Origin of the sequence: Solwaraspora sp. WMMA2056, from assembly GCF_030345095.1 — a bacterium.
GTDB lineage: Bacteria > Actinomycetota > Actinomycetes > Mycobacteriales > Micromonosporaceae > Micromonospora_E.
Genome location: NZ_CP128360.1, coordinates 3,088,507 through 3,103,496 on the forward strand (window position 1 = coordinate 3,088,507; position 14,990 = coordinate 3,103,496).

A 14,990-nucleotide genomic window follows, 5' to 3' on the forward strand; every position below is an offset into this window, starting at 1 on the left:
TACCTGACCCGGGCGTTCACCGGGGCCGGTGCCGGACTCGAGGTCCGTGCCGGCCGTCGATGAATCGACCCGGTCGTGCCTGCGTCGTCTGTCTGGTGCTGTCTACCCATCCTGCTACCCGTTCACGCGTCAGCGCAGACATCTCCGGTATTTGTCCGGTTCTGTCGGTCGTATCGGTGCCGCCGCCGGGGTGGGCTCCCGCTGGCGGGTTCGACCCGACCCGGTCACCCACCGGGCGACGATGTCCTGTACTCTTGTCCCGTCGCAGGCGGCCGGAGTGATCCGGGCCGTGGCGATCTGGCAGTCCCCCGTAGCTCAATTGGCAGAGCAGCCGGCTGTTAACCGGCAGGTTTTTGGTTCGAGTCCAAACGGGGGAGCTCCCATACATGGCCACCGATCGGGAGTTCATCGTCATCGGTGCCGGGCTGGCCGGTCTCGCCGCCGCCCGCCGACTGCACTCAGCCAATGCCGACTTTCTGCTCGTCGACCGGTCCGACCGGATCGGCGGTCGGGTCGCCACCGATGTCGTCGACGGGTTCCGGTTCGACCGCGGCTTCCAGGTGCTGAACACGGCGTACCCCCGGCTGATCGACCTGGTCGATCTGGACCGGCTCGACCTGGGGTACTTCACCCCGGCCGTGCTGGTGCGCCAGGGTGCGGGCACGGTCCGGCTGGCGCATCCGCTGCGGATGCCCGCCGCCGCCCCCGCGACGCTGTTCGCCGGCGTGGGGAGCCTGTCCGACCGGGTCCTGCTCGGTCTGCTGCTCGCCCGCTACGCCGCCACCGACCCGGCGCGGCTGCTCGCCCGCCCGGAGACCAGCGCCCTTGACGAACTCCGGCGGGCGGGCCTGTCGCCCCGCATCGTGGACGAGGTGCTGCTGCCGTTCCTGTCCGGGGTGCTCGCGGACCCGACCCTGGAGACCTCCAGCCACGTGGTGGCGATGATTCTCCGCTCGTTCGCCCGAGGCCGTATCGCGGTGCCTGCCGCCGGCATGGCGGCGTTGCCGCTGGCGGTCGCCGCGCCGTTACCCGCCGACCGGATTCTGCTCGGGGTCGACGTCACCGCCGTCGCACCGGGTGTGGTCCGCACCGTCGATGGAGAGTTGCGCTGCCGTAACGTCATCGTCGCCGCAGATCCGCCCGCCGCCACGCGTCTGCTGCCAACGGTGCGTCGGGTCGCGATGCGTCAACTGACCACCTACTACCATGCGACGGCGCAGCCTCCGTCGGACGAGCCCATCCTGCTGCTCGACGGAGACCGCCGTGGCGTGGTCGCCAACAGCGTGGTGATCAGCCAGGCGGCGAGCGGGTACGCCCCGCCCGGGCAGCATCTGGTCGCCACCTCGGTCGTCGGGCCGGACCCGGTGCCCGAGCCGGTGGTCCGCGCGGAGCTGGAATGGCTGTACCGGACCCCGACCCGCGACTGGCGCCATCTGCGTACGGTCGCGGTGCCGGACGCTCTGCCGGCGGCCCTGCCCCCGCACGGCCGACTACGGGAGCCAGCCCGGATCGACGAGGGTGTCTTCGTCGCTGGCGACCACCGGGACAGCCCGTCGATCCAAGGTGCTCTGGCCAGCGGTTGGCGGGTCGCCGGCGTGGCCCTGCACTGCCGGCCCCGGCACGCCTGAGCGTGCCGGGGAGCGACGAACGGCACTACGATGAACCTGTGGCCGCTGCCGACCGTGAACCAGTCATGGGGCCGTTGACATCTCTCCCTGCTGTAGCAGGGAGATTCGACCCTCACGGGTTGAGTTTTCTGCTTCGCCGACCACAGCCGACCCGAATCAACGGCAAGGGACGGAATACCGCCCATCGGTCTTACACAGTCTCCACAGACGCCACTTTCCGCCAGCCCGGCGGTAGGCCCGACCGGCTTGGTTGTCACCGGAAAGGCAACGCCACATTAGCACACCTGTCCGCATGTTCCGGTGTGCGGGTGGTGGACGACGATCCGCCTCGGCGGCGAATCGACTTCCCTGCCCTGCTCCGCAGGAGTCCGTTTCCTCCCCGGCCTGAAGGCCGGGGTATCCACGGAAGGTATCTGATGACTTACCAGGTGCCGGCGGCTGCCGGAGCGGGCATTCGCGGTGACCGGACGAGCGCGGCAGCCGCCCCGGTGGTCCCGGCTCCTCGCCGGGTGATCAGCGAAACAGCGGTCGTCTGCGGCGGCATCGAGTACTTTCTCGAACACGGCACGGTGGACATGGACGCGCTCGCCGCCGCGCTGGCCGTCAGCCGGGCCACCCTGTACCGGGTGGCCGGTGGCCGGGACCAGTTGATCGGCGAGGTGCTGTGGCAGCTCGGTAGTCGACGGCTGGCGGAGTCCCGCCGCGCGCGAGGGCTACCGGGCGTCGACGGGGTGGTCGAGGTGACCCGGCACTACGTCAGCGGTGTGCGGCACTCCTCGCCGCTGCGGCGTTTCGTGACCGCCGAGCCGGAGACAGCGGCGCGGGTCTTCTTCGCCGAACCTGGTGGCGTGCACCAGCGCTCATCCAGGCCCAGGTCGAGGTCTTCCGGGAGGTGCTCGGGCCCGAGCTCGACCGGGTCGTCGCCGATCCGCAGGCACTGGCGTACCTCTACATCGGCATCGTGGAGTCTGCGGTCTACGCCGAGCTGCTCACCGACCAACCGGCCGACCTCGGCCGGATGGAACAGGCACTGCGGGCACTGTTCACCCCGGTGACCTGAGCAGTCGCGACGGCAGCCGACGCCGACTCGGGTCGACGCCGGCCGGCTGGTGCCACCGCCGGCCGGCGCCGGCCGGCTCAGGCCGAGTGCGGGCAGCTGTCCCGGTATTCGGAGATCTGTCGGTCCGGCTGTGGCGGCGGGCACAGGAACTGCTCGTACCGCAGGTCGTCGTCCACGAAGCGCTTCAGCCACGAGATGCTGAACGACGCGATGGTGGTGTTGGAGATGTTCGGCGCGAAGTGGCTCGCGCCGTTCAATTCGAGGTACGCCTTGTCGAGGTCCGACGGGAAGCTGCCGAAGAACGGCTTCGAATGGGTACGTACTGACGCGATGCTGTCGTTCTCGGCCCCGATGATCAGTGTGGGTACCTCGAGTCCGGACCAGTTCCTGGTGAGATTCCACGGAGTCATCGGGATCGCCGCTTGCAGCGTCGGGCGGGCCTGGGCCGCCTCGAGCGCGCCACCACCGCCCATGGAGTGGCCGATCACAGCCAGCCTGTCCGGGTCCACCCGGTCGCGGACGGTGCTGCGCTGCACCAGGAAGTCCAGTGCCGCCAGGAGTTGCCGGCCCCGGCTCGCGGGCTGGTCGGACCGGGTGATCGTGTCGATGTTGAAGACGACGAAACCCTGCGAGGCGAGCCTCGGTCCGAGCCACGCCATGCTGGAACGGCTGGCCGTGAATCCGGGAGCGATCGCCACGGCACCGAAGGTGCCGCTGCTGGTGCTGGTGGGGAAGTAGATCGTGCCGCCGCCGAAGCCGTCGGCGCTGCGCGACGACACGGTGGCCTGGGAGGTGGCGAACGGACCCCGGACTGCGGCGATGCTGGCCGCGCTGGGGGCCGGACCCCGCTCGAAGGGATTGTCCGCAGCGCTGGCGTTGGGGATCGCGGTGAGTCCGGCCACCGCGAGTGCTCCGGCTGCGGCGGTGACCAGCAGGGCACGGATCCGGCGCCGAGCGCGGTCCGGCCGGGCTGTGTCACCGGCGGACCTCCGGGCTGTTCGTGATGGAATCGGGCGGGGCGTGGCCGACGACGGATACACCTGTCCTCCTCATTGGTGGGTCGTTCATGCCGTTGGCCACAGGTCGGCGAATTGCTCACAGGTCGGCGGATCGGCCGCAGGCCGGCGAATGGGCCGCAGCGGTCAGGGAACCTGTGCCGTTGTCTTTTCGGCGCTGCCGAAAGGTGGCCCCCGGGGTGGTGGAAATCCTGAGCGCCCTCAGGTGAATTCGACGTTATCCGTGCTTGTGGGACCTTGACCAGGGACAACGTCGATCGTGAGACGGCCGTCGCAGACTTGTCGAGGCCGGCTGAAAAAGTAAACCGAAATCGACTGCGAATCGTCAATCAGAGATTGCGGAATGTGACGGATTCAGTGATGGGGAAGTGCCGTCGAGTCGGCAGCCGTCGCGACGATCAGTTCGGCGGCGGTGAGCACCTCGCAGCCGTCGGGGTCGCACGCCGGGCAGCGCCCCTCGATCCGGTGCTGTTCGACGTCTGCGGCTGCGGCCAGCCAGCCGGCGTCCCGACGACGGGCGTCCGGTCGCACCCGGAGGCGGTTGCCGATCGGCACCGGCCGGTCGTTTCCGATCGGCGGCATGTCGTCTCCCTGGTCGCGCTGGGTCCGGCCGACGCCGGCGGCACCGTGGTGCGGCGTCGGTCGGGCCGACGCGCTGGCGGTCCAGACATTTGACCCTGTCGACGCCTGATCCGTCACGTGTATGGGTGACCCTGAGACAGCTGTCTCAAGAACGACGCCGGACGTGACGTGCGGACCGGCAGATGCCGTCTCCGGCGCGGGGAACTCGGCGGGTGGCGGGGCCGGGCGGATCTGTCAGCGCTCGGGCGGTGTCAGACGGATCACCTCGACCGTACCGTCCAGCCGAAGCGGTCCGGCGGCGTACGGAACCAGCAGGGTGTCTCCCTGCCGTACCGGCAGGTCGTCCCACTCACCGGCGACGCTGCCCTCGCCGGCCACCGCCCCACCGCGATCCGCGACATCTACGTCTTCGGTGGCGCGGTGCGCACCCTCACGCTCGCCACCATCGGGCCGGTGAGCTTCCGGGCCAACGGCGGCGCCGAACTGGACATCAGGTGCGACCTGGCGCTGATCGGTGTCGGGGCGGTGGACGCGGATGCCGGCTTCACGACGAGCAACCTCGCCGAGGCCGCGATGATGCAGGAGATGATCTCACGGGCGGGGCGGGTGGCGATTCTCGCCGACTCCTCCAAGTTCGGCCGCCGGCTGTTCGCCCAGGTTTGCGAGCTGGGCAGTGCGGACTACCTGATCACCGACAGCGCACCCCCCGCCGAGCTGCGTGACGCGCTCGCCGCGAACGACGTCAAGGTGATCACCCCGACGACCTCGCCTCGGCAACGGGCGGTGCGGAGCGCGGTCTAGCCGGTGTCCCGTGCGACCGCAGCCGCGTTCGCCGAGCCGACGCTCCGCAGCCTCGACGCCATCCACCTGGCCACCGCCCAAGTGCTGACCAACGAGTCCGGCACGGCACTCACCGCCTTCGTCACCTACGACCGGCGGCTGCTCGATGCGCCAAGGAAGCGGGACTGCCCGTAGCAAGCCCCGGCCAGGACCGACCTGCGAATCCACTGCGCTGGTGCGGAGCTCGGCGCCGTACGGTACGCGGGCCACGACATCGGCCGTGGCCTGCGTTCCATTTCGAGGGGGCAAGTGGTCGCCCACGCGTTGATGACGCGGCCCGGACTGGACGTGCCAGATCATGATCCGATGCTGGGCTAAATCATGTCCAGGCAGCGTGCTATTTTATGATTTCCAGCTGTGCTAGATCTGGATTGGAACTCTCGATGAGCGCCTACGTACCCCGCCTTCTCGACTCGGAGCTTCGCGAGGTCGTGGCCTCACACCCCGCCGCCCTCGTCGTCGGTCCGCGCGCTTGCGGCAAGACGACCACGACCCGACGTCACACGGCCTCGGTCCTGCGCCTGGATGTTCCCGCGCAGGCTGCCGTGGTGGCAGCCGACCCCGACGCCGCAATTCGCGGACTTGACGAGCCGATTCTGATCGATGAGTGGCAGTTGGTGCCGCAAGTTCTCGGCGCAGTCAAGCGGGCCGTGGACGACGATCCCAGGCCGGGACGATTCGTACTGACCGGCTCATCGCAAGCCGACCTCACGACGTCGGGCTGGCCTGCTACCGGCCGGATCGTCCGCCTGACGATGTATCCACTCGTTGGCCGGGAACGCCATGGCGATCCGGCCTCGACATCGCTGGTCGACCGGATCCTGGGCGACGGTGCCGACGCCCTCGGCAACCCGACCTCCCACTGGGACCTGCACGACTACGTGGACGAAGCGCTGACGAGCGGCTGGCCCGAGGCGTTGCGGGTGTCAGGCGATCGCGCGCGAGACCGATGGCTGACCGGCTACGTCGACCACCTCGTCACCCGGGAAGCACCCGCGCTCGGCGTAGCGCGCGATCCCGGTCGCATGCGGAGATACCTGCACGTCATCGCCGCCAATACCGGTGGCGTTCCGACTCACAAGCTGCTCTACGACGCGGCCGGCATCGACCGGAACACCGCCGTCAACTACGACAACCTGCTCGACAGTCTGATGATCACTCAACGAGTACCGGCCTGGGCCGGCAACTTCATGGACCGTGCAGTACGCCTGCCCAAGCGTTACCTCATCGACCCGGGACTGCTCGGCCCGCTCCTACGGGTCGATCACCGCCGCACTCTTCGCGACAATGACCTGCTGGGCCGGATCCTGGACACCCTGGTAGCCGCGCAGCTACGGGCCGAGTGCGCCATCAGCGTCGTCGGCGCCGACATGTACCACCTACGCGACGCCAACGGCCGCCACGAGATCGACCTGCTCATCGAGGCACGCGACGGCCAGGTCATCGCGATCGAGATCAAGGCGTCGGCGGCCCCCTCCCACGCAGACGCCCGCCACCTGGAGTGGCTACGCGACCGGCTCGGCGCAAGGCTCACCATGGGGCTTCTCGTTCACACCGGCCCTCGGGTCTTCGCGCTGAGCGAACGGATCCTCGCCGTCCCGATCGCCAGTCTCTGGTCGAGCTGAACCCAGCACACAGCCTTGAGCTGAGGACGCTCCGGACCGCCCTGACAAGGATGCAGGGCTACCCGTAGCGAGCCCGGCCAGGGCTGACCCACGAATCCCCGGCGCGGAGCCCGGTCGCCGTACGACAGGGCGGCCACGACAGCGGCCGTGGCCTGCATCTCTGCGACCCCTACCCCCGTTGGGTATCGCGTGAGGTGGGGCGGGCGGGGCTCGAACCCGCGACCGAGGGATTATGAGTCCCCTGCTCTGACCGGCTGAGCTACCGCCCCGGCGGGGTGAATCCTATCCGGTGCCCGCGCTGTCGGGCGTACCCGCATCGGTAGCGTCCGCGGGCGCGACTGGCGCGCCGCGGACGCGGCGAATGACGGAGTACGGGTGGTCCGTCGCCGACGGACCACCCGTACCTGCCGGAGCCGATCGTTCGTCCCCGGCGCGCCACCCCGGGTCAGCTCTTCAGGAAGGTGAGCAGATCCTGGTTGACCTGGTCCTGATGGGTGGCGGTGATGCCGTGCGGGGCACCCGGGTAGTACGCCTCCTGCGCACCCGGCACCATCTGTGCGGTCTTCATCGACGCGTTGCGGATCGGCACGATCTGGTCGTCGTCGCCCTGGATGACCAGTGTGGGAATGTCGAAGGCGGCCAGATCGTCACGGAAGTCCGTTTCCGAGAAGGCCGAGACGCACTGGTACACGTTCCACAGGCCGGCCTGCATGCTCCAGGCCCAGAACTGGTCCAGCACGCCCTTGGAGACCGTCGCCCCGGGCCGGTTGGCGCCGAAGAACTTCAACGCCAGGTCCTGGTAGAACTGCGAACGGTCGGCGGCCAGCGTGGCCCGCATCTCGTCGAACACCGCCAGCGGCAGCCCGTCGGGGTTGTCCGGCGTCTGCACCATGATCGGCGGTACGGCGGAGATCAGCACGGCCTTGGAGACCCGGTCGGTTCCGTAGCGGCCGATGTAGCGCGCGACCTCACCGCCGCCGGTGGAGTGGCCCACCAGGGTCGCGTCGGTGATGCTGAGTGCCTCGATGAGGGTGGCCAGGTCGTCGGCGTACGTGTTCATCTCGTTGCCGTCCGGCGACTGGCTGGACCGGCCGTGGCCGCGCCGGTCGTGGGCGACGACCCGGAACCCCTGTTGGGCGAGGAAAAGCAGCTGTCCGTCCCAGGCGTCGGCGTTCAGCGGCCACCCGTGGGAGAAGACGACTGCCGGGCCGGAGCCCCAGTCCTTGTAGTAGAGCTGGGTGCCGTCGGACATGGTGAGGTATCCCATGGCGTCACTCCTGACTCTCGGTGCGCTCGGCGTCCCATCGGCGTCCCGGCCGCGTTGCCGGTGGCGGTGGGCGGAGCATCCGTCGGACAGGAACTAGAGTCTCCGCTGCGGGAGCCAGATAACCGGCGTGGATGGGCGGATCCGGGGAACCGGCCGCCGGTGGGCGCGAAACATTTCCGGGGTCAGCGCCGGGACAGCAGTGAGGTGACCCGCATCCGTTCGCTGTGAATCCAGACGTCGGAGTACTCGATCGGCCGTCCGTCGTCAAGGTAGGTGATCTGCTCCAGGTAGAGCAGCGGAAACCCGTCGGGTACGCCGAGCGCAACGGCGACGTCACCGGCCGCGGCGGTCGCCGTGAAGGTACGCCGACCAGTGCTGATCTTCAACCGGTACTCGTTCTCCAGTAGCCCGAACAGCGACTGGTCGGCGAGATCGGCGTGTTCGATGCCGGGTGCCAGATCGAGTCGTACGTAGTTGACCAGCCAGGCGACCGGCCCGTCAGTGCTGGCCCGGAGCCGTTCCAGCCGCAGCACCGACTGCCCGGGGCGCAGGTCGAGCAGTGCGGCGACCGGCGACGGAGCGGCCATCACCTGGTGCGAGCGGACCTGGGTGGAGACGGTGACCCCCTGCCGGGCGAAGTCCTCGGACAGGGTGGTGAGTTTCTGCGCGATCGACGGTTCGATCGCGGTGGAGGTGACGTAGGTGCCGCGCCCCCGTACCTGCACCAGCAGCCCGTCGCGGATCAGCGTGGCGAGGGCACGGCGCAGGGTGCCACGGGAGATGCCGAGGTCGACGGCCAGCTCCGGTTCGCTGCGCAGCCGGTAGTGCGGCGGCCACTCGCCGGACACGATCCGGGCGCGGATCTGCTCCGACACCTGGGCGTGCAGCGGTGCCGGGGCGTCGCGGTCGAGCCGCTCCGCCGGTGCGGCGGTGCTGAACTGGTCGGACATGGCGCCTCATCGTCATGATGCCATCCTGTGCGGACACCGGTCAGGTGTCCGCACAGGACAGAGGATCGGCGGGTCAGTAACTGGTCGTCGCGGCGGTGGTCTGGTCAGTGACGATAGCCACCCCGGCGCTGGTGCCCAACAGCACCGCCCCGGCGTCGAGCAGCGCCACGGCCTGAGGGTAGGACTTGATCCCGCCGGACGCCTTGACCAGTACGCCCTGCGGGGCCCGGGCCACCAGGTAGGCGACGCTGTCGGGGTTGGCGACCTCGACAGCTCCGCTGCTGGCGTTCTTCAGGTAGGCCGCGCCCGCCTCGATGGAGAGTTCGACCGCGATGTCGCGTTCCTGCGGGGTGAGCAGCGGCAGTTCCAGCATCACCTTGACGGGTACCCCGGCCGCGCGGACCACCCCGGCGATGTCGTCGCGGAACGCGTCGTACCGGCCGCTCTTCAGCCAGCCGATCTGCACGCCGATGTCGATCTGCTGGGCACCGGCCCGGACCAGGCTCTCCGCCTCGGCGGCCTTGCCTGCGCTGGTGGTGACGCCGACGGTGGGGAAGTCCAACGCCGAGGCGACCTCGACGCCGGTGCCGCGCAGCACCTCGGCGGTTTCGGCGACCCACGAGCCGGCCACCATCGCCGCGCTGAAGCCGTACCGGACGGTCTCCTCGGCGTGGGCGACGATCTGGTCGTGGGTGGTGCCGACCTCGATCAGGGTGTGCTGGATGTAGGGCGCCAACGCTGCGGGGGTCGTCCCGATGTCGGCGCGGGGTGCAGGAATCACGATCTCTCCAAGGTTCATCTGGTGCGGCTGGCGGCGGTGCGGCAGGTGGCGGAGTGCGACTGGCCGGCGGTGCGGTACGCCTGCGCGGCGGACGGACCGGCTACATCCGGTCCCGGTAGTAGTCGGGGACGACGACACCGGGCTCGTCGAACCAGCGGGGTACGTCGACCCCGCAGACCAGGCCGACGTTGCCCCACGGGTTGAACGCGCCGGTCCGTACGATCACCTTCGCCTGCTGGGCGAGTTCGCCGAGGACGTCGGCGTGGGCCCGGGTGGTCGTCGGTACGCCGGGGAAGCGCCGGGCCAGCCAGTCCGCCAGCGGGGCGTTGTGGGTGGCGACGTCCTCGGCGTACACCACGCCTTCGACGATGAGCTCGTCGGCGATCAGGTCGAGCACCGTGGTCAGCCGGGGCAGGTCCTCGGCGATGGCCAGGTCGACGCGGTGCGCCGTACGGGGGACCGGGAACCCGGCGTCGACGACCAGCAGCAGGTCGGTGTGGCCGAGCGTGGCGAGCGCCCCGGACAGTTCGGCGTTGAGGATGCCTCGACGTTTCATGCCTTCTCCTTCATGATGTGGGTGCCCTCCGGCATGGTGTGGGCGCCGGTGGCCAGCGCCATGACCCTCTCCTCGGTGGCGTCGTCGGCGTCGAGGACCCCGACGAGCCGGCCGGCGGCCAGCACCGCGATCCGGTCGCTGACGGTGAGCAGTTCGGGCAGGTCCGACGAGGAGACGACGATGCCGACCCCATCGGCGGCAAGGTCGCGGAACAGCCGGTAGATCTCCGCTTTGGCGCCGACGTCGACGCCCCGGGTGGGTTCGTCGAGCAGCATCAGCCGCGGCTCGATGGCCAGCCAGCGGGCGAGCAGCGCCTTCTGCTGGTTGCCGCCGGACAGCTGCGTGATGCCCTGCGCGGAGTCGGCGGTCTTGACCCGCAGTTGGCGGACCCGGGTGTCGGCGTCGCGCCGCAGAGCACGCCGGGGCAGCAGACCGAACCGTTGCCGGCGACCGAGGGTCAGGATGTTGATGTTGTCGGCGACGCTCATCGTCGGCAGGACGCCCTGGTGGCGACGTTCGCCGGGCAGGTACGCCACCCGGGCGCGGATCGCGTCGCGGGGGGTACGCGCGGTGAACGACGTGCCGTCGAGCTGCAGGTCACCACCGCTGACCGGGTCGGCGCCGAAGATGCCCCGCAGCAGCTCGACCCGTCCACTGTCGGGTAGCCCGGCGATGCCGACGACCTCGCCGGGCGCGACGTCGAGGTCGACGTCGGTGAATCCCGTGCCGGTGACGCCGCGCATCCGCAGCCGGGGGGTGGTGCCGGCCGGGGCGGCGTGTCCGCCGCCGCGGTCGAGTTCGCCGGCGAGTTCCCGGCCGACCATCGCCGCCACCACCTGGTCGGGGGTCACGTCGGCGGTCGGCCAGTGCCCGACGTGCCGACCGTCGCGCAGCACGTGGATGTGCTGCGACAGGGCGAACACCTCGGGCATCCGGTGTGAGACGTACAGCATGGTGACGCCGTCGTCGCGCAGCTGGCGGATCACCCGGAACAGCCGATCGGACTCGGCCGGCGACAGGATCGACGTCGGCTCGTCGAGGATCACCAGGCGGGCGTCGCGGGCCAACGACCTGGCGATGACCACTAGTTGCCCGGTGGCCGCGTCGAGGTCGCCGACGCGACGGCGGGGATCCAGCCGTACGCCGAGCCGGTCGAGCAGCGCGGCGGCCCGGTCGTCCATGCGGCGCCGGTTCGGGAACACGCGGGAGCCGGGTTCCGCGCCGAGCAGGATGTTCTCGGCGACGGTCCGGTCGGTGGCCAGGGCCAGTTCCTGCGGCACCAGGGCCACCCGGTGCCGACTGAGCAGATTGGCCGGGTCGAACCGGGTGACCTGCTCGTCAGCGACCTGCACGGTCCCGCTGGTGGGGGAGTCCAGCCCGGCCAGGATCTTCATGAGCGTCGACTTGCCGGCACCGTTCTCGCCCATGACGGCGGTGAGGCTTCCGGCGGCGACGTCCATCGTCACGTCGTGCAGCGCACGGACTGGTCCGAAGTGCTTCGACAGACCGGTCACCGCGACGGCGGTGGCCGTCGGGGTGCTGATCGTGGCCGGGCTGGTCATATCGGCTCAGCCCTCCACGGGTACGTCGTCGACGTTGTCTGGGGTGACGACCAGGACGCCGGTGTCCACGTCGCTGATCGCGGTGCCGTCGCTGAGGAAGTCGGTGAGCAGCTTGACGGCCTGGTAGCCCTGCTCGGCCGGGGCCTGGCTGATGGTCAGGTCGACCACACCGGCCTTGAGGTACTCGACGGTCTGCGGCTGGACGTCGAAGCCGACCGAGTGGATCTTTCCGGCGTTACCGGACTGCTGGAGCCAGGTCGCACCGGCGGTGAAGCTGCAGCAGTCGAGGGAGACCAGCGCGATCGCGTCGTTCTGTGCCGCCATCGTCGATTCGATCGTGTTGTACGCCGCGCTCGGCTCGTTGCCGGTGTTCACCGGTCCGACGATGTCCAACCCGGATGCCTCCAGGGCCGACTGGAAGCCGGAGAAGCGGTCGTTGGACCAGCCGGCACCGGCGTCGACGGAGACGACGACGACCTTGCCGGTCTGGCCGTCGAGGACGCCGAGCAGCTCCTCGGCCAGCGCGGCGCCGGAGGCGACCAGGTCCTGTCCGACGAAGCCCATCTGCTGCGAGTCGGGGTTGTTCGTGTTGAACGAGATGATCGGGATGCCCGCGTCGTAGGCCTGAGCGATGACCGGCATCAGGGCGTCGTTGCTGGCCGAGGAGACGGCCAGGCCGTGGATCTGCCGCTGGTTGATCAGCGTCTGCAGCTCGGCGACCTGGTCGGCGGCACTGCCTCCGGCGGGTCCGATCATTTCGGCCTCGACGCCGAGTTCGGCGGCGGCCCGCTGCATGCCCTCGCGGATCGGTACGGCGAACGCCAGCGAGGGGTCGTGGTAGCTGAGCCGGATCTTCAGCTGGTCGCCGTTGTCGACCGCCTCCTGGATGTAGTCGGCGAGTTGGAAGCCGCCGTCGCCGGAGGCGGAGTCGGAGTCGGTGGCCGGGGTGACCGCACCGCAGGCGGTGGCGGCGAGCAGGCTCGCGCCGAGTACGGCGGCGAAGGCGGTGCGTCGCCGGAGGGAGAACCGCATGTCGAAGGCTCCTTGCTGGTGTGTCGGGGTGGATGGGTGGTGAGCTGGACCGGGGTCAGCGTCGACCGGATCGCTTGCGCAGCCAGGTGTCGGCCGCGACGGCGAGGATGATGACCGCGCCGGTGGCCACGGTCTGCCAGAACGACGAGATGCCGCGCAGGTTGAGGATGTTCTGCAGGACACCGATGAAGGCGACGCCGATGACGGTGCCGAGCATGGTGCCGGATCCGCCGAACAGCGCGGCACCGCCGATGATCACCGCAGAGATCGCCGTCAGCTCCATCCCGGTGCCGGTGACGCCCTGCACGTACGACAGGAACGACAGTCCGAGTACGCCGGCGAGGGCGGCCAGGGTGCCGGAGATGGTGAAAGCGGCGACCTTGACCCGGCCGGTGCGGATGCCGCAGAGCCGGGCGGCTTCGGCGCTGCCACCCACCGCGTAGGTGTTGAAGCCGTAGCGGGAGCGCGACAGCACGATGGCGAAGACGACGGCGACCGTCGCGAAGATGACCAGCTGCATCGGCAGCAGCCCGAACAGTCGTCCCTGGCCGAGCAGGTTGAACTCGGCTACGCCTGGTTCCCGGGCGGACAGGGAGATCGGTGCGCCGCCGCTGAGCAGCAGCGTGACACCACGGTAGACGCTCAGGGTGCCCAGGGTGACGATGAACGACGGGATGCCGAAACCGACGGTCATCAGGCCGTTGAGCAGGCCGGCGAGCGCGCCGGCGGCTACCCCGCCGAGGGCGGCCAGTGGCCAGGCGACGTCCGAGGTCATCAGCAGTCCGCAGACGATGGCGCCGAGCCCGTAGATCGAGCCGACCGACAGGTCGATCTCGGCGTTGATGATGACGAAGGTGACGCCGACGGCCATGATGCCGATCTGGGCGATCTGCTGGCCGACGGTGAGGAAGTTGTTGGTGCCGAGGAACCCGGGTGCCAGGAACGCACCGAGGGCGAACAGGACGATCAACGCGCCGAAGGTGCTCGCCTCGCGGGCGTGCAGGAATCGGCGCAGCGGTGACCGGTTGGCGGGTGGGGCGGCCGGTACGGCGACCGGGGGCGCCGGGGTGGTCGTCTGGGTCATCGGTCTCGTCTCCTGAGCAGGGCCGCGACGTCGTCGGGGTAGGCGAGTGCGGGGACGACCTCGGCGATGCCGACGGCGTGGGCGCCGGCGGCGGCGGCGTACCGGGCCGCGTCGGTGAGGGTGTCGCCGCGGGCCAGGCCGACGGCGAGCGCGCCGGTGAAGGCGTCGCCGGCGCCGGTGGTGTCGACGACCCGGGGCACGGTTACCGGTTCGACGACGACGCGCCGCCCGTCGTGGTCGACGACGGCACCGGCGGCGCCGAGGGTGAGTACCAGCGCACCGGCGTACCGGGTGCGGATGAGGTCGACGAGGTCGTCGGGGTGCGCGTTGCCGTCCGGCTGGTGGCCGGTCAGCACCTGGGCCTCGCTGGCGTTCGGGGTGAGCACGTCGATCCACGCCCAGGCCTCGTCCGGCAGTTCGACGGCGGGTGCCGGGTTGAGCAGGGTTCGTACGCCGTTCGCGTGCGCCAGGCGCAGCGCGGCGGTCGCCACCGGCAGTGGGATCTCCAGTGACACGACGACGGTGTCGGCGTCGGTGATCCGGTCGGCGAACCGGTCCACGTCGGCCGTGGTGAGCTGGTCGAGGGCGCCGGGGGCGATGACGATCCGGTTCTCGCCGTGGGTGTCGACCAGGATGACGCCGACCATCGTCGCGGCGTCGGCGGTGCGCACCCCCGTGGCGTCCACACCTTCCTCGGCCCACATCTGTCGGGCGGCGGTGCCGAACTGGTCGGGTCCGACCGCGCTCAGCAGGCTGACCTGTGCCCCGAGCCGAGCGGCGGCGACCGCCTGGTTGGAGCCCTTGCCGCCATGCCCGGAACTGAAGTCACCGCCGGTGAGGGTCTCTCCGGCGACCGGCACCCGGGGCACCCGCATGGTGAGTCCGGCACCGTAGCTCCCGACTACTGCTATCTTCATCCTGGCCTCTTGTTCATGGACAACCATGTACAACTCAACTGACCATAGGGACTGCTCGGCGACAGTGTCAAGGGTCGGCGCGGCGACTCT

14 protein-coding genes, 2 tRNA genes and 1 pseudogene are annotated in these 14,990 nt (G+C 69.9%); 6 read left to right on the forward strand and 11 right to left on the reverse strand.

Annotation, left to right across the window (positions count from 1 at the left end; genetic code table 11):
* Positions 1 to 304 precede the first annotated feature (304 nt).
* The 3 genes and pseudogenes from O7608_RS14160 (at position 305) to O7608_RS14170 (ending at position 2,688) form a co-directional block, all read left to right on the forward strand.
* A tRNA-Asn gene (locus tag O7608_RS14160) sits at positions 305 to 377 on the forward strand.
* A gap of 9 nt (positions 378 to 386) precedes the next feature.
* Positions 387 to 1,628 (forward strand): FAD-dependent oxidoreductase, encoded by a 1,242-nt coding sequence (locus tag O7608_RS14165; protein ID WP_289210412.1) that lies wholly within the window; start codon positions 387 to 389, stop codon positions 1,626 to 1,628.
* 575 nt (positions 1,629 to 2,203) lie between these two features.
* A pseudogene (locus O7608_RS14170) lies at positions 2,204 to 2,688 on the forward strand (QsdR family transcriptional regulator).
* Between the two features lie 77 nt (positions 2,689 to 2,765).
* Here O7608_RS14170 and O7608_RS14175 read toward each other — a convergent pair.
* Both O7608_RS14175 and O7608_RS14180 read right to left on the reverse strand, forming a co-directional pair.
* Positions 2,766 to 3,632, reverse strand: a complete 867-nt coding sequence (locus O7608_RS14175; protein ID WP_421361511.1) for an alpha/beta hydrolase family protein — start codon at positions 3,630 to 3,632, stop codon at positions 2,766 to 2,768.
* 426 nt (positions 3,633 to 4,058) lie between these two features.
* The gene (locus O7608_RS14180) at positions 4,059 to 4,286 is read right to left on the reverse strand and encodes a hypothetical protein (RefSeq protein WP_289210413.1); all 228 of its coding nucleotides are present in this window, start codon (positions 4,284 to 4,286) and stop codon (positions 4,059 to 4,061) included.
* Between the two features lie 168 nt (positions 4,287 to 4,454).
* Between O7608_RS14180 and O7608_RS14185 the strand changes: the two genes are divergently transcribed.
* From O7608_RS14185 to O7608_RS14195, 3 genes are all read left to right on the forward strand, one after another.
* Positions 4,455 to 5,087 carry a DeoR/GlpR family DNA-binding transcription regulator gene (locus O7608_RS14185; RefSeq protein ID WP_289210414.1) on the forward strand — a complete coding sequence of 211 codons (633 nt, stop codon included), beginning with the start codon at positions 4,455 to 4,457 and terminating at the stop codon, positions 5,085 to 5,087.
* A gap of 3 nt (positions 5,088 to 5,090) precedes the next feature.
* Positions 5,091 to 5,261 carry a PIN domain-containing protein gene (locus tag O7608_RS14190; protein WP_289210415.1) on the forward strand — a complete coding sequence of 57 codons (171 nt, stop codon included), beginning with the start codon at positions 5,091 to 5,093 and terminating at the stop codon, positions 5,259 to 5,261.
* A 248-nt stretch (positions 5,262 to 5,509) separates the two neighbouring features.
* Entirely contained in the window at positions 5,510 to 6,751 is a 1,242-nt protein-coding gene (locus O7608_RS14195; RefSeq protein ID WP_289210416.1) for an ATP-binding protein, read from the forward strand.
* A 195-nt stretch (positions 6,752 to 6,946) separates the two neighbouring features.
* On the opposite strand, the gene O7608_RS14200 is transcribed toward O7608_RS14195, so the two are convergent.
* From O7608_RS14200 to O7608_RS14240, 9 genes are all read right to left on the reverse strand, one after another.
* A tRNA-Ile gene (locus tag O7608_RS14200) sits at positions 6,947 to 7,020 on the reverse strand.
* 176 nt (positions 7,021 to 7,196) lie between these two features.
* On the reverse strand, positions 7,197 to 8,018 hold the full coding sequence (locus O7608_RS14205) for an alpha/beta fold hydrolase (RefSeq protein ID WP_289210417.1): 822 nt from the start codon (positions 8,016 to 8,018) through the stop codon (positions 7,197 to 7,199).
* A gap of 182 nt (positions 8,019 to 8,200) precedes the next feature.
* A complete protein-coding gene (locus O7608_RS14210) occupies positions 8,201 to 8,968 on the reverse strand; it encodes a GntR family transcriptional regulator (protein ID WP_289210418.1) in 768 nt (255 codons plus the stop codon).
* 73 nt (positions 8,969 to 9,041) lie between these two features.
* Complete coding sequence (deoC, locus tag O7608_RS14215; RefSeq protein WP_289210419.1) at positions 9,042 to 9,749, reverse strand: deoxyribose-phosphate aldolase; 708 nt, start codon at positions 9,747 to 9,749, stop codon at positions 9,042 to 9,044.
* Between the two features lie 100 nt (positions 9,750 to 9,849).
* Positions 9,850 to 10,305 carry a D-ribose pyranase gene (gene rbsD / locus O7608_RS14220; RefSeq protein WP_289210420.1) on the reverse strand — a complete coding sequence of 152 codons (456 nt, stop codon included), beginning with the start codon at positions 10,303 to 10,305 and terminating at the stop codon, positions 9,850 to 9,852.
* Positions 10,302 to 11,867 carry a sugar ABC transporter ATP-binding protein gene (locus tag O7608_RS14225; protein ID WP_289210421.1) on the reverse strand — a complete coding sequence of 522 codons (1,566 nt, stop codon included), beginning with the start codon at positions 11,865 to 11,867 and terminating at the stop codon, positions 10,302 to 10,304. Before O7608_RS14225 ends, rbsD begins: the two co-directional genes overlap by 4 nt.
* Before the next feature lie 6 nt (positions 11,868 to 11,873).
* A complete protein-coding gene (locus O7608_RS14230) occupies positions 11,874 to 12,899 on the reverse strand; it encodes a substrate-binding domain-containing protein (RefSeq protein WP_289210422.1) in 1,026 nt (341 codons plus the stop codon).
* Between the two features lie 55 nt (positions 12,900 to 12,954).
* Positions 12,955 to 13,983, reverse strand: coding sequence for an ABC transporter permease (locus O7608_RS14235; RefSeq protein WP_289210423.1), 1,029 nt, complete (start codon positions 13,981 to 13,983; stop codon positions 12,955 to 12,957).
* Positions 13,980 to 14,900 carry a ribokinase gene (locus O7608_RS14240; RefSeq protein ID WP_289210424.1) on the reverse strand — a complete coding sequence of 307 codons (921 nt, stop codon included), beginning with the start codon at positions 14,898 to 14,900 and terminating at the stop codon, positions 13,980 to 13,982. The genes O7608_RS14235 and O7608_RS14240 overlap by 4 nt, the downstream gene beginning before the upstream one ends.
* Positions 14,901 to 14,990 lie beyond the last annotated feature (90 nt).

Bases quoted from the DNA above. Each gene is read 5' to 3' on its own strand.
- O7608_RS14195 (WP_289210416.1), top strand. From the start codon at position 5,510: ATGAGCGCCTACGTACCCCGCCTTCTCGACTCGGAGCTTCGCGAGGTC.
- O7608_RS14225 (WP_289210421.1), bottom strand. From the start codon at position 11,867: ATGACCAGCCCGGCCACGATCAGCACCCCGACGGCCACCGCCGTCGCG.
- O7608_RS14230 (WP_289210422.1), bottom strand. From the start codon at position 12,899: ATGCGGTTCTCCCTCCGGCGACGCACCGCCTTCGCCGCCGTACTCGGC.
- O7608_RS14180 (WP_289210413.1), bottom strand. From the start codon at position 4,286: ATGCCGCCGATCGGAAACGACCGGCCGGTGCCGATCGGCAACCGCCTC.
- rbsD (WP_289210420.1), bottom strand. From the start codon at position 10,305: ATGAAACGTCGAGGCATCCTCAACGCCGAACTGTCCGGGGCGCTCGCC.
- O7608_RS14205 (WP_289210417.1), bottom strand. From the start codon at position 8,018: ATGGGATACCTCACCATGTCCGACGGCACCCAGCTCTACTACAAGGAC.
- O7608_RS14210 (WP_289210418.1), bottom strand. From the start codon at position 8,968: ATGTCCGACCAGTTCAGCACCGCCGCACCGGCGGAGCGGCTCGACCGC.
- O7608_RS14235 (WP_289210423.1), bottom strand. From the start codon at position 13,983: ATGACCCAGACGACCACCCCGGCGCCCCCGGTCGCCGTACCGGCCGCC.
- O7608_RS14240 (WP_289210424.1), bottom strand. From the start codon at position 14,900: ATGAAGATAGCAGTAGTCGGGAGCTACGGTGCCGGACTCACCATGCGG.
- O7608_RS14165 (WP_289210412.1), top strand. From the start codon at position 387: ATGGCCACCGATCGGGAGTTCATCGTCATCGGTGCCGGGCTGGCCGGT.